Below are 14070 nucleotides of genomic sequence, written 5' to 3'. Positions count from 1 at the left end.
TTTTCATCTAACTTACTTTTAATTATGATATCCTTCTTTATTAACTTTTATCGTTTTTGTAAACTTGTTTTTATAGGTATCAAAAAAGATACTGAATTTAGGTATCTATTCTTTTTTCTGTCTCTATTATTAACTAGCTCTACTATATTCTATCACAAAATTGAGCATTGGGAAGTTATAGACTCTTTATACTTCTCTGTAATGACAATGGCTACGGTAGGTTATGGAGACTTTGTTCCTACTCATAATATTAGTAAAATATTTACAATCATCTATACCTTTCTATCTATCGGAACTTTTGTTGCCTTTACTGCTAAAATTGTTCAATTTACATTACAAAAAGATAATCAAAAAACACCATTGCATAAACTAACTTCTAAGTTTAAAAATAAGAATCCATAATTTTTTAAAACTTTCGTAACTTTGTGTAAATTCAACACTAAATGAAGATATCACAAAATATAAAAGTTGCTGTAGATGCTGTTGTTTTTGGCTACCAACAAAAAGAACTTTCTGTCTTATTAATAAAAAGAGGCATTGAACCTTTTAAAGGAACTTGGGCATTGCCTGGTGGATTAGTTTTAGAAAATGAATCACTGGAACATGCTGTTGAAAGAGAATTATTGGAAGAAACAGGAGTAACGATTGATTATCTTGAACAATTATACACATTCGGTGCTCCAAAAAGAGATCCCAGAAACAGAGTAATTTCTGTTACCTATTTTGGTTTGGTAAGTCCAAATCATTTTAAAATCAGTGCAAGTACAGATGCTGCTGAAGTACAATGGTTTCCTATCCATGAATTACCACAATTAGCTTTTGACCACAACCTTATCTTAACCACAGCTTCACAAAGACTTCAAAACAAAATAAACTACCAACCTATTGGTTTTGAACTATTAAAAAAAGAATTCCCTTTTTCTGATTTAGAAAACCTCTATCAAACTATTCTTGACCAAAAAATTGACCGACGTAATTTCAGAAAAAAAATCATGAGCTTCGAAATACTTACTGAAACAGACAAAATACACCAACCATCTAGTGGTAGGCCTGCGAAACTTTTTAAGTTTAATGCTAAAAAATATAAAGAACTAGAAAAGAAAGGGTTTCACTTCGAAATTAAGTTTGCGTAAAAAAAACACTAAAACATTTTTTATTTTAAAAAACCACGTTATATTTGTGTAAAAATTACGCAATATGATTTTAAACTTAGACAAACACTTTACTCCTTACGGAACCGAAAACAATATAGACTATAATTTCTTTACTTTTTCAGGAGGGGAACCGCATATTAAAATCATTTCTAAACTTGAAAATGTAACTGAAGTAACGATTACACATCGTATTCTATCTTTTAATGACATAGGTATTCTATTATTGGCTACCAATGCACTAAAAAATATGGGAATAAAAAAACTACATGTTGTACTTCCTTATTTTCCCGCTGCGCGTCAAGATAGATTAATGGTATCTGGTGAACCTTTATCGGTAAAAGTATATGCAGACATTATAAATACACAAAACTTTGAGTCAGTAACTATTTTCGACCCACATTCTGAGGTAACTCCTGCCCTATTGAATAACTGTAGAATTATAGATAACCACAAATTCATAGAGCACGTTACTCAACAATTATCAGACAACTTACTTCTAATTTCACCAGACGGAGGTGCTTTAAAAAAAATATATAAAGTTGCTGCCTACCTTCAAAATTATGAAGTAGTAGAATGTTCAAAAAGCCGAAATGTAAAGACTGGTCAGCTAACAGGTTTCAAAGTATATGCTGATGACCTACAAGGAAAAAATTGTTTACTAGTCGATGATATTTGCGATGGTGGTGGAACTTTTTTAGGGCTAGCTAAAGAACTAAAAGCAAAGAACGCAGGAAACTTATACTTAGCGATAAGTCACGGAATATTTAGTAAAGGTTTTGATGAGCTTCAAAAACACTTCACCAAAATTTTTACAACGGATAGTTTTAAAACTATAGAAAACGATAATTGTATACAGATTGAATTGGGAAAATTGCTATAAAGACTAGACAAAAATTATTATGAAAAACAACAACTACTAAATGATGAATGATGTTAAGTACATAAAAGGAGACGCAAGCCTACCAAAACAAGAAGGTAATAAAATTATTGTTCATGTTTGTAATGATATTGGTGGCTGGGGAAAAGGTTTTGTTATGGCGATTTCCAAAAGATGGAAAACTCCAGAAAAAGCGTATCGTAACTGGTATAAAACTAAAGAAAATTTTAATTTAGGAGAAGTTCAATTTATACAAGTTAAAGACGATCTGTGGATTGCAAATCTTATAGGGCAACACAAAATTAGAAAAGATGAAAATGGTAATCCTCCAATTCGTTATGAAGCTATTCAACAAGGATTACAAAAAGTACATAATAAAGCTAAAGAGTTAAATGCATCCGTTCATATGCCAAGAATTGGCTGTGGATTAGCTGGTGGAACTTGGGGTAAAATAGAGCCCTTAATTATAAAAGAGCTTATAAAAAAATCCATTTCCACCACAGTATATGATTTTGACTAAAAATCTAAATTATGAATGAAAAAAACACAAAAAGAATAAGTAAGTTTTTAAGCCTAATATTAAGGCATCAGCCTGAAAAAATTGGTCTAAAATTAGATATCAGCGGATGGGCTTCAGTAGAAGAACTTTTGAACAAATCAAGTAACAACGGAGTTACTTTTACAAAAGAAGAACTGAAATTTATCGTAAAAAATAACGACAAACAACGATTTTCATTAAATGAAAATCAAACTAAAATAAGAGCAAATCAAGGACATTCATTGAAGAATGTAATAATAGCAACTGAAACAAAGACTCCTCCTCAATTTTTATATCATGGAACTGTAGCTGAATTTATTCCCTCAATAAAAGAAAATGGATTACAAAAAATGAGTAGGCAACATGTTCATTTGAGTTCTGACTTAGAAACTGCTAAAAAAGTAGGTAGTAGAAGAGGTAAACCTATAATTTTAACTGTTCAGTCAGGGGCTATGTATAAAAAAGGATATGAGTTCTTTTTATCTGAAAATGGAGTTTGGTTAACGAATCTTGTCCCGGCTGAATTTATTGAATTTTTAGATTTATAATAGTATGAAAACATTTGTCATTGGTGATATTCATGGAGGCTTAAAAGCCTTACCCCAAGTTTTAAAAAAAGCCAAAGTTACCTTAGAAGCTACCTTAATTTTTCTTGGTGATTATGTGGACGGTTGGAGTGAGTCTGCACAAGTCATTGATTATTTAATAGAGCTAAATAAAAAGCATCAATGCGTTTTTATTAAAGGGAATCATGATTTGTGGTGTGAAGATTGGTTGAGAACTGGTAAAGGTGAAACCATTTGGTTAGCACATGGTGGTGAAGAAACCAAAAAAAGCTACGAATCTTATTCAGAAAAAGAAAGACAAAAACATTTAGCTTTTTTTCAACAAATGAAACCTTACCATATCGATAGTAAAAATCGTTTGTTTATACATGCTGGATTCACTTCTATGCATGGAGTTGAAAAAGAGACTTTCAAATTAAATTATCATTTTGATAGAACCTTATGGGAAACTGCTTTAGCTACTGATAAAGATTTACCTAAAGAGTCAGAATTATACCCTGAAAGATTTACACATTATTCAGAAATATACATTGGTCACACCCCAACTATACGCTACAATTCATCAAAACCTATAAACGCTTTAAACCTATGGAACATTGATACAGGAGCTGCATTTACAGGATATTTAACTATTATAGATATCGACAGCAAAGAATTTTGGCAAAGCGACCAAGTAAAAACTTTGTATAAAAACGAAAAAGGAAGGAATTAAAATTCATCTAAATAATAATACTATGAAATATAATAACGAAACAATAATAGCACGTTACAACAATAATGAAAACTTAAAATTCTTATTTTTTTGGGGGCATCAACCCAACAAGGATGGAAGCGTCGGTAAAAGCTGTTTCAGCCAGTGGTGGAAAGCTTCTTTTGAAATCGATGGTATTACCTACCCTACTGCTGAGCATTATATGATGGCTGGTAAAGCGAAAGTGTTTAATGGTGAAGAAACTTTACAAGAAATCCTTTCTGCTAGTACACCTCATCAAGTAAAAAAACTAGGGAGGAAGGTTAAAAACTTTTCTCCAGAAGTATGGGATCAACACAAATTCGAAATCGTCGTAAAAGCCAACCATGCTAAATTTTCTCAAAATAAAGACTTAAAAGAATTTTTATTAAACACAAAAGATAGAATTATAGTAGAAGCAAGCCCTGTTGATTCTATATGGGGAATTGGAATGTCTGCTGACAATCCTAATGTTACTAATCCAGAGTTATGGAAAGGGCACAATTTATTAGGCTATGTCTTAATGGAAGTTAGAGACTTATTAAACAAAAAATCATAAACATTTGACTACAAAAGTTTAGATATAATTAAATATGATATTGTGAATTTATACAATGTTTTACTGGGTATAGCTATAGGAGACGCTTTTGGTGCTGGCTTAGAGTTTCAAGATAGAAATTGGATTCAAAAAAATGTAGATTTTACCAAATTCATCAACGTACGCCACTTAATTAAAGTCTCAGCTGATAAGTTAAGTGCTTTTACAGAAAATTATTACGATTGGCAGTACACAGACGATACAGAAATGACAATTGGACTTATAAAAGCTCTTTATTCAAAAAAAGAGTTTAATGAAAATTTACTAATAGAGAAATGGGAAGATGAATACAACAAAGGTAAACATGAAAAAGGCTACGGCAGAAATGGTCATGGATCAATGAGGTGGTTTTTTTCTGGAGAAATGACAATTAGAGAAATTAAAAACTTTCAAAGAAATAGATCAACTCCCGGAAATGCTCCAGCTATGAGATCAGTCCCACTAGGCTTTATTCCTTCAAATCTCATTAATAAATATGCAGAGATCAATGCTAATGCAACACATCCTAATATAAATGCCATACTTAGTAGTCAATGCATTGCAAGAGCTACTGAGTACTTACTTATAAAAAAAGGAAATAAAGAAAACCTCATAAAATACTGTATAGAAAAAGTAAATCTAAATGGTGAATATAAAAATTACCTTACCTCTGTTAATAAGATAAAATCAAATGAGATATTAACTAAGAGTAATTACGAAACATTATGCGGACATCAACCCATAAGAAAACCATATTTTTTAGATGGGATTAACGGTATGCCATCAGATTCAAAATACACCACAGGCTGTGTTCTATATATCTTAAAAAATAGTACAAGTGCTTTTGATGCTCTTAAGAAATCTATTTTTCTTGGAGGTGATGTTGACTCTGTAGCATCTATAACAACAGGAATTAACTCAGGATTGTATGGAGTTGAAAGCCTTCCTGATTTTATGATTGAGAATGTTGAAGGGAAACAATATATAGAAGAAATATCTTCTCTTTTTAATCAATATTTAGAGGGGGTAAACTAAAATTTCAAAGATTTAATTGTCAGTTAATTTTAATTTGCGTAAATTTAACACAAATAAAACAACAAACTATGAACCCATTATTATATACAGACGGTTATAAAGTAGACCACAGAAGACAATACCCTAACAATACCACGTTAGTATATTCAAACTGGACCCCAAGAAAAAGTAGAATTCAAGGTGTTGAGAAGGTTGTTTTTTTTGGACTGCAATACTTCATCAAAAAATACATCATTGAAGAATTTAAAACCAACTTCTTTAACAAACCAAAAGAAGAAATTTGCAAACAATACAGTAGAAGAATCAATAATTATTTAGGTGAAAATTCAGTAGGTATTGAGCATATTGCTGCGTTACACGATTTAGGGTACATTCCTATGACTTTTAAAGCATTACCTGAAGGTGTAGAAGTTCCTATCAGAGTACCAATGTTTACCATGTATAATACATTACCAGAATTCTTTTGGCTAACCAACTATTTTGAAACCTTATTATCTACCACAGTTTGGTTACCATGTAATTCTGCAACCATCGCAAAACAATACAGAAAAATATTAGACAAATACGCACAAGAAACCTCATCTGTCCCTGAAATGGTAGATTGGCAAGGACACGACTTTTCTATGAGAGGAATGGCTGGTTTAGAAGCTGCAGAAATGAGTGCTGCTGGTCACTTATTAAGTTTTACTGGTACAGATACAATTCCTGCTGTAGATTTTTTAGAAAAGTACTACAATGCAGATTCTGACAACGAATTAATTGGAGGTTCTGTTGCGGCAACTGAACACTCTGTAATGTGTATGGGAACTAACAGCCGTGAAGAAGAAACTTTTAAAAGATTAATTACGGAAGTATACCCAAACGGTATTGTTTCTATTGTTTCTGATACTTGGGATTTATGGAAGGTTCTTACCGAATACTTACCAAGCCTAAAAGAAGAAGTGATGGCTAGAGATGGAAAAGTAGTCATAAGACCAGATAGTGGTGATCCTGTAGATATTATTTGCGGAAATCCAAACGGTAAGACAGAAGCAGCACAAAAAGGAGTTATACAACTGCTTTGGGAAGTTTTTGGAGGAGCAACCAATGCAAAAGGATACAAAGAACTAGATAGTCATATCGGAGCTATTTATGGCGATAGTATTACCCTTGAAAGAGCAACACAAATTTGTGAACGCTTAAAACAAAAAGGATTTGCTTCTACTAATGTAGTGCTAGGAATTGGTTCTTTTACCTATCAATACAATACCAGAGATACTTTTGGTTTTGCCATGAAAGCAACTTACGGAGAAGTAGATGGAGAAGGAAGAGCAATTTTTAAAGATCCAATTACAGATGATGGAACAAAAAAATCTGCTAAAGGGCTATTAAAAATAACGCTAAAAGATGGAGAGTACAAATTACACGATCAAGTAAGTTGGGAAGAAGAACAAGAAGGCGAATTACGAGAAGTTTTTAGAAACGGAAAATTGTTAGTCGATGAAAAACTTAGTGAAATAAGACTTCGTACTAGAAACCGTGTGTTAGAACTTACAGAATAGTATAAGAAAGCAGGAATTTAACTCCTGCTTTTTTTTATTCAATCCCCTACTAAAAACACTATATATCAACACATTAAAAACCACTCAATTTGCTTAACTCTTGATTTTTTCATATCTTATTTGAAATTAAAAAGAAACTTATGACAGATCAAGAACAAAAAAGACTCGATACAATGAACTCCGTTTTAGTAAAAATGGAGGATATTAAAAACACGCAGAAAAGTTTAGTTGAAAAAATTGGAGTTGTGGAAGTTCAATTATTCGATATTCAATCAAAAGACCTAGACAAAGAGTTGGAAAATGTAATGGTAAGAGCTTCTGATACCTTAAAAATCATAAAGCAAGCTACCGAAGCTTTTGAAATGAAACGAAATCGTTTAGAAAACGAAGCATAAATAAAAAATCCGCCTAACAGCGGATTTTTTATTTTTATCGTCTCTTCTTTTTAAAACCTTTGTTCTTTCTTCTAGAGGGTTTTGATGATTTATACGTCACAGTATCATCAAATGTATTTTTAGCTTTTCCTGCTTTGTTTTTACGCCACGAAGTATCTTCAGGTAATAATTTTTTCAGTAAATCATTACGTCCAACCTTAGTCAACGTATCCTTTATCCATTTTTTATTTTCCTTTTTATACCAAAAGAAAAATTTGTGCTGATCTTCCTTCTCTTTTTTAGTCTTCGGAGTTTTTACTTCTTTTAATGTATAAGGATGATACCCACTGTAATAAATTACCGTAGCAACTGTCATTGGTGTTGGCGTAAATCCTTGCACCTGTTCTAACTGAAAGCCCATATCTTTGGTCTCAGCAGCTAAGTTTGCCATATCTTCCTCTTCACAAGCTGGATGACTTGAAATAAAATATGGTATTAATTGAAGTTTTAATTTCTTTTTAACATTAATACGATCAAACCTATCTTTGAATAAATGAAAATATTTAAACGAAGGTTTACGCATTAACTTTAATACTGGATCTGATGTATGTTCTGGTGCTACTTTTAAACGTCCAGAAACGTGCTTTGTCATCACCTCTTCTGTGTAGGCATCTAACTCTTTAGGATCTGCATTTTTATTAAACTCAGGCACTAACATATCATGTCGAATACCACTACCAATAAATGATTTTTTCACTTTTGGGTGTGCGTCAACCGCCTGATACAATTTTGTCAATGGTTTGTGCGAGGTATCTAAATTACTACAAATTACAGGTGAAATACACGACGGAGCAACACATTTGTCACAAATCGATTGTACTTTACCCTTCATTTTATACATATTCGCAGATGGGCCACCAATATCAGATAAGTAGCCTTTAAAATCATCCATCTGAGCAACCTGATCCACTTCTTTTAAAACAGATTCTTGACTCCTACTCGCTATAAACTTTCCTTGGTGCGCTGAAATAGTACAAAAACTACATCCTCCAAAACATCCACGGTGAATATTAATAGAAAACTTAATCATTTCAAACGCAGGAATAGGCCCACGTTTGTTATACTTAGGGTGTGGTAATCGTGTAAAAGGTAAATCGAATGAAGCATCAATTTCTTCCTCCGTCATTGTTGGAAACGGCGGATTAATCATCAGCTTTTTATTTCCAACTTTTTGAAAAATACGACGTGCGTATAATTTGTTCGACTCCTGCTCTATTACTTTAAAATTAGAAGCATACGCCTTCTTATCTTTCAAACAATTTTCATGCGAATTAATTTCTATATCATCCCAGTTTTTATTTTTCGGAGTTTTTTCTGCTCCTTCTAATAAAACAGCTGTTTGCTTAATAGTTTTTAAACTCGAAAACGGTACACCTTTTTGCAACAACTCAACAATTTCTCTTAGTGGCTGCTCTCCCATTCCGTATACCAACATATCGGCTTTAGAAGTTTCTAAAATCGTTGGTAGTAGTTTATCAGACCAATAATCGTAATGTGTAACACGACGTAATGAAGCTTCAATTCCACCAATTAACACTGGAACATCTGGAAACTTTTCCTTTAAAATTTTAGAATATACCGAAGTTGCATAATCAGGTCTAAACCCTTTATCTCCATTAGGAGTATAAGCATCTTTATCACGACGGCGTTTACTAGCCGTGTAATTACTTACCATCGGATCCATACATCCACCTGTAATCGCAAAAAATAACCTAGGAGTTCCTAACTTCTCAAAATCTTGCAAATTATCATGTACACTCGGTTGCGGAACAATTGCCACACGCAAGCCATAACTCTCTAAAATACGTCCAATTACTGCAGGACCAAATGATGGATGATCTACATATGCATCTCCACTAAACAGGATTACGTCTAATTCATCCCATCCTCTTAACTTCACCTCCTTATTTGTAGTCGGTAACCAATCTGAAACTCGTCTTATTCTCATGCCGCTGCAAAGGTACGGGGTTTTATTTACACTACAATACAGTAATAAACTGAAAACTAGCCATAAATAAAGAGAATGCTATACGTAAAAATACCTCTTTAACAATTAATTAAGATACTTCTGGAAGTAGTTTTACTAAATTCCACCCTTATTTATTCAATTAATTTTTACAATGACTAAAAAAATACTTTCAACTATTTTAGTGGTATTTCTTGCTTTAGGAGTTTCTTTGAATGCAGAAGCACAACGAAAGAAGAAAAAAAACGCAAAAAAAGAGACTACCACTAAAAAAGACAAACCTAAAAAGGGCGGTATACAACCTTACGAAAAAGTTGTTACCAAAAAACACAAAACAGACGAAGGGTTGTTTAAAGTACACTCAAAAGACGCTAACTATTTATTTGAAATTCCAGATTCACTTCTAAACCGTGAAATGTTGATGGTTACTAGAATCGCTAAAACGGCTAGCGGAATTGGTTTTGGTGGTGGAAAACAAAATACACAAGTGTTACGCTGGGTAAAAAACAAGAAACAAATTTTACTAAAAGTAGTTTCTCACAATGTTGTAGCAGACACTATTTTACCTGTACATGAGGCTGTAGTAAACTCTAATTTTGAACCTATTTTATATGCTTTTCCTATCAAAGCATTCAACAAAGACTCAACAGCTACGGTAATTGATGCTGGCCCTCTTTTTGAAGGTGATGTAAAAGCAATTGCTTTTCCTCAAAGAAATAGAAAGCGTTATAAGATTTCTAAAATGGATAAAACAAGATCTTATATTGACCGAATTAACAGTTATCCACAAAACATCGAAGTTAGAAATGTAAAAACTTACATTGCTGGAAACCCTCCATCAAATTCAAGTGTAGGTTCAGTAACTATGGAATTGAGTAACTCTATGATTTTACTTCCTAAAACACCTATGAAAAGACGTTATTTTGACGAGCGTGTAGGTTGGTTTACGAGTTCTCAAACAGATTATGGTTTAGATGCTCAGAAAAGTAAATCAGTTACCTACTTAGACAGATGGCGTTTAGAAGTAAAAAATGAAGACCTTGAAAAGTTTAAAAGAGGTGAATTAGTAGAACCTAAGAAACAAATTGTATACTACATTGATAGAGCTACGCCAAAAAAGTGGCGTAAATACATTAAACAAGGTATTGAAGATTGGCAAGTTGCTTTTGAGGCTGCTGGATTTAAAAATGCAATTATAGCTAAAGATGCACCTACTAAAGAAGAAAAACCAGATTGGAGTCCTGAGGATGTACGTTATTCTGTAGTCCGTTATTTAGCTTCTCCAATTCCAAATGCAAATGGACCTCACGTTAGTGATCCACGTTCTGGAGAAATTTTAGAATCAGATATTAACTGGTACCATAATGTAATGACCTTATTACACAACTGGTATTTTGTACAAACAGCAGCTATCAATCCAGAAGCAAGAACAAATGAGTTTAAAGATGAAATTATGGGACGCTTAATCCGTTTTGTTTCTTCTCACGAAGTTGGACACACTCTTGGATTACCTCATAACATGGGAAGCTCAGTTGCCTATCCTGTAGATTCTTTACGCTCTGCTAAATTTACTCAAAAATACGGTACTGCTCCTTCTATTATGGATTATGCTCGTTTTAACTATGTAGCACAACCAGAAGACAAAGGTGTAGCGTTAATGCCAAATATTGGGCCATATGACAAATATGCTATTAATTGGGGATACAGACCTATCCTTGGAAAATCTGCAAAAGAAGAAAAATCTATCTTACATCAATGGATTAAAGAAAAAGCTGGAAATCCTGTGTATAGATTCGGACACCAACAAGTTCGTAATGTTATTGACCCTAGCTCTCAAACAGAAGATTTAGGAGACGATGCTATGAAAGCGAGTGCTTATGGTATTAAAAACTTACAACGTATTTTGCCTCGTTTGGAAGAATGGACTACCGAAGATGGTGAAACCTACGAGGAGCTAAAAACTATGTACGGACAAGTAGTTGGACAATTTAATAGATACATGGGGCATGTGAGTTCAAACATTGGTGGTGTGTACGAGTATTTTAAAACTGCCGACCAAGACGGAGCTGTATATATTCATGTACCAAAAGAACATCAAAAAAGAGCTTTACAATTTGTAAACGACGAATTGTTTAAAACTCCAAATTGGTTAATTGACGAAAATATTATTAGCAAAACACAACATTCTGGAATTATTGAGCGCATCAGAGGTTTACAAGTACGAACGTTAAACAGGGTTTTAAAAACAGGAAGATTAACACGTATGATTGAAAATGAAACCTTAAACGGAACTAAAGCATATTCTCTTATTGAAATGATGGGGGATTTACGCAAAGGTATTTGGAACGAAGTATATGCTAACAAAACTATAGATCCGTATCGTAGAAACTTACAACGTGCGCATTTAGACAGATTAGACTTTTTACTTAATAAAGCAAAAGATCAAAAAGCTGCTAAAAGCGACAGAGGTTACTTCAAGCAAACAGCCGTTACTATTAATCAATCAGATATTAAACCAGTAGTAAGAGGAGAGTTAAAACGTTTACAAAAAGATATTAAGCGTAGTATTCCTTCAGTTCGTAACACAATAACTCGTTACCACTTACAAGATGCAGCAGATAGAATAGACACTATTCTAAACCCAAATAACTAGTTTTTCTTACATAACAGCAATCTATTTAGATTGCTGTTATTTTTTATATTTTTATCACACATCAAAAAAAACCAAATGAAAAAAAACTTACTTCTATTATTTATATTAGCAATCTCGTTTGCTAGCTGCACAAAAAAAACAACAGCAAAGAAAGCTGAGAAGACAGAAAACACCTACGTTAAAGAACATTACACTAAAAAAGAGGTAAAAATTACAATGAGAGATGGTGTAAAACTGCATGCCACTATCTATTCACCAAAAGACACCAGTAAAACCTATCCTATTTTACTACAACGTACTCCGTATAGTTGCCAACCTTATGGAGAAGATAAGTTCAGGAGGAAAATTGGCCCAAATCCAGTTTTAATGAAAGAAGGAAACATTATTGTTTACCAAGATGTTCGCGGACGTTGGATGAGTGAAGGAGTATACGACAACATGCGTGCTTACATTCCTAATAAAACAGCAAAACAAGCCGATGAAACTACCGATACCTATGACACTATTGATTGGTTAGTTAACAATGTAGCAAACAATAATGGTAAGGTAGGTACATGGGGAATTTCATACCCTGGTCACTATGCTACTGTTTCAACCATTGATGCGCACCCTGCTTTAAAAGCTGCTTCACCACAAGCCTGTATTGGAGATTTCTTTTTTGACGATTTCCACCATAACGGAGCTTTCTTATTAAGCTATTTTAAAGCCATTTCTTTATTCGGAACTTACAAAGATCAACCTACCGATTCTGCTTGGTACTCGTTTCCTGACATGAAAACTCAAGATCAATATCAGTTTTTCTTAGACAAAGGGCCATTAAAAAACCTAACCGAATATTTTCAATACGACAAATTAGACACCAAAGTTGCCGATAATAAAGAGCGTATTGATGACTTCTTTTGGAAAGAAATTGTAGAACACCCAAACTACGACTCAGTATGGCAAAGCAAAGGAATTATCCAACATTTAGATAAAGTTCCTTCTACTGTAGCAACGATGATTGTTGGAGGCTGGTTTGATGCAGAGGACTTATACGGACCTTTAGAAACCTATAAAAACATAGAAAAAAATCAACCTAACAACTACAACACTGTTGTTTTCGGACCTTGGGATCACGGCGGATGGTCAAGAAATAAAGTAGCTAACAAAGTGGGAAATTACTACTTTGGAGATTCCATCTCTTTAAAATTCCAAAAAGAAGTAGAAACCAAATTCTTCAATCACTTCTTAAAAGGTGATGGTACTAAAAACTCAGGATTACCAGAAGCCTATGTTTTTGATACAGGTAAAAAAGCGTGGAAATCATACGATGTATGGCCACCAAAAAATGCACAAAAACAAACATTTTTCCTTTCAGAAAACCAAGAATTAACAGCAACTCAAAAAGGAAACGATAAGATTAATTTTATTAGTAATGTTAAACGTCCTGTTCCTTATTCAGAAGATATTAAAACAGTGTTTACTCCGCGTAAATATATGACAGACGATCAGCGTTTTGCTGCTCGAAGACCTGATGTATTGGTATTTGAAACAGAAGTATTAACCGAAGACTTTACACTTTCTGGTGATATTTTAGCAAAGCTACAAGTAGCTACGACAGGTTCTGCTGCTGATTGGATTGTGAAGGTTGTTGATGTGCATCCTGCTGATTTAAAAAATGATAACAAAGAAATGCAACCACATTTAAAACTAAGCAACTATCATTTAATGGTACGTAGCGAAGTAATGCGTGGACGTTTTAGAAATAGTTTTTCTAACCCAGAACCATTTACTCCAAATAAGAAAACAGCAGTAAATATTAAACTACAAGATGTTTTCCATACGTTTAAAAAAGGACATAAAGTGCAAATACAAGTGCAAAGCACTTGGTTTCCTTTAATCGATTTGAACCCACAAACCTATGTAGACAATATTTACAAAGCAGACGAAAAAGACTTTAAAACACAAACACATTCTGTATTTACAGACTCTAGTATAGAGTTTACAGTCTTAAAATAAT

13 protein-coding genes are annotated in these 14070 nt (G+C 33.2%); 12 read left to right on the top strand and 1 reads right to left on the bottom strand.

Translation table 11 applies throughout. The features are described 5' to 3' along the window. Positions 1-24 precede the first annotated feature (24 nt). From C7448_RS04910 to C7448_RS04865, 10 genes are all read left to right on the top strand, one after another. On the top strand, positions 25-402 hold the full coding sequence (locus tag C7448_RS04910) for a potassium channel family protein (protein WP_115900255.1): 378 nt from the start codon (positions 25-27) through the stop codon (positions 400-402). A 41-nt stretch (positions 403-443) separates the two neighbouring features. Next, the gene (locus tag C7448_RS04905; protein ID WP_115900254.1) at positions 444-1133 is read left to right on the top strand and encodes an NUDIX domain-containing protein; all 690 of its coding nucleotides are present in this window, start codon (positions 444-446) and stop codon (positions 1131-1133) included. A 64-nt stretch (positions 1134-1197) separates the two neighbouring features. Further along, entirely contained in the window at positions 1198-2034 is an 837-nt protein-coding gene (prs, locus tag C7448_RS04900) for a ribose-phosphate diphosphokinase (RefSeq protein WP_115900253.1), read from the top strand. A 43-nt stretch (positions 2035-2077) separates the two neighbouring features. Next, positions 2078-2551 carry a macro domain-containing protein gene (locus C7448_RS04895; protein ID WP_115900252.1) on the top strand — a complete coding sequence of 158 codons (474 nt, stop codon included), beginning with the start codon at positions 2078-2080 and terminating at the stop codon, positions 2549-2551. Positions 2552-2562: 11 nt separating this feature from the next. Continuing rightward, positions 2563-3117, top strand: coding sequence for an RNA 2'-phosphotransferase (locus C7448_RS04890; protein ID WP_115900251.1), 555 nt, complete (start codon positions 2563-2565; stop codon positions 3115-3117). A 4-nt stretch (positions 3118-3121) separates the two neighbouring features. Continuing rightward, positions 3122-3847: a metallophosphoesterase gene (locus C7448_RS04885; RefSeq protein ID WP_115900250.1), complete on the top strand. Its 726-nt coding sequence runs from the start codon at positions 3122-3124 to the stop codon at positions 3845-3847. A gap of 22 nt (positions 3848-3869) precedes the next feature. Continuing rightward, on the top strand, positions 3870-4424 hold the full coding sequence (locus tag C7448_RS04880) for an NADAR family protein (RefSeq protein ID WP_115900249.1): 555 nt from the start codon (positions 3870-3872) through the stop codon (positions 4422-4424). A 42-nt stretch (positions 4425-4466) separates the two neighbouring features. Beyond that, the gene (locus tag C7448_RS04875) at positions 4467-5477 is read left to right on the top strand and encodes an ADP-ribosylglycohydrolase family protein (RefSeq protein WP_115900248.1); all 1011 of its coding nucleotides are present in this window, start codon (positions 4467-4469) and stop codon (positions 5475-5477) included. A gap of 68 nt (positions 5478-5545) precedes the next feature. Then, the gene (locus tag C7448_RS04870; protein ID WP_115900247.1) at positions 5546-7018 is read left to right on the top strand and encodes a nicotinate phosphoribosyltransferase; all 1473 of its coding nucleotides are present in this window, start codon (positions 5546-5548) and stop codon (positions 7016-7018) included. A 140-nt stretch (positions 7019-7158) separates the two neighbouring features. After that, positions 7159-7413 carry a hypothetical protein gene (locus C7448_RS04865; protein ID WP_115900246.1) on the top strand — a complete coding sequence of 85 codons (255 nt, stop codon included), beginning with the start codon at positions 7159-7161 and terminating at the stop codon, positions 7411-7413. Between the two features lie 34 nt (positions 7414-7447). Here C7448_RS04865 and C7448_RS04860 read toward each other — a convergent pair whose 3' ends face one another. Next, a complete protein-coding gene (locus tag C7448_RS04860) occupies positions 7448-9400 on the bottom strand; it encodes a YgiQ family radical SAM protein (protein ID WP_115900245.1) in 1953 nt (650 codons plus the stop codon). Between the two features lie 172 nt (positions 9401-9572). Between C7448_RS04860 and C7448_RS04855 the strand changes: the two genes are divergently transcribed. Continuing rightward, complete coding sequence (locus C7448_RS04855; RefSeq protein WP_115900244.1) at positions 9573-12071, top strand: zinc-dependent metalloprotease; 2499 nt, start codon at positions 9573-9575, stop codon at positions 12069-12071. Between the two features lie 75 nt (positions 12072-12146). After that, on the top strand, positions 12147-14069 hold the full coding sequence (locus C7448_RS04850; protein WP_115900243.1) for a CocE/NonD family hydrolase: 1923 nt from the start codon (positions 12147-12149) through the stop codon (positions 14067-14069). Position 14070: the final 1 nt, after the last annotated feature.

Source organism: Tenacibaculum gallaicum, assembly GCF_003387615.1.
Lineage (GTDB): Bacteria > Bacteroidota > Bacteroidia > Flavobacteriales > Flavobacteriaceae > Polaribacter > Polaribacter gallaicus.
Note: the sequence above shows the minus strand (reverse complement) of the source record. Positions and strands in the feature narration are given on the sequence as shown.

Coding starts and splice junctions, on each gene's coding strand:
- C7448_RS04895 (WP_115900252.1), top strand. CDS start 2,078: ATGAATGATGTTAAGTACATAAAAGGAGACGCAAGCCTACCAAAACAA.
- C7448_RS04870 (WP_115900247.1), top strand. CDS start 5,546: ATGAACCCATTATTATATACAGACGGTTATAAAGTAGACCACAGAAGA.
- C7448_RS04905 (WP_115900254.1), top strand. CDS start 444: ATGAAGATATCACAAAATATAAAAGTTGCTGTAGATGCTGTTGTTTTT.
- C7448_RS04860 (WP_115900245.1), bottom strand. CDS start 9,400: ATGAGAATAAGACGAGTTTCAGATTGGTTACCGACTACAAATAAGGAG.
- C7448_RS04885 (WP_115900250.1), top strand. CDS start 3,122: ATGAAAACATTTGTCATTGGTGATATTCATGGAGGCTTAAAAGCCTTA.
- prs (WP_115900253.1), top strand. CDS start 1,198: ATGATTTTAAACTTAGACAAACACTTTACTCCTTACGGAACCGAAAAC.
- C7448_RS04880 (WP_115900249.1), top strand. CDS start 3,870: ATGAAATATAATAACGAAACAATAATAGCACGTTACAACAATAATGAA.
- C7448_RS04855 (WP_115900244.1), top strand. CDS start 9,573: ATGACTAAAAAAATACTTTCAACTATTTTAGTGGTATTTCTTGCTTTA.
- C7448_RS04865 (WP_115900246.1), top strand. CDS start 7,159: ATGACAGATCAAGAACAAAAAAGACTCGATACAATGAACTCCGTTTTA.
- C7448_RS04850 (WP_115900243.1), top strand. CDS start 12,147: ATGAAAAAAAACTTACTTCTATTATTTATATTAGCAATCTCGTTTGCT.
- C7448_RS04910 (WP_115900255.1), top strand. CDS start 25: ATGATATCCTTCTTTATTAACTTTTATCGTTTTTGTAAACTTGTTTTT.
- C7448_RS04890 (WP_115900251.1), top strand. CDS start 2,563: ATGAATGAAAAAAACACAAAAAGAATAAGTAAGTTTTTAAGCCTAATA.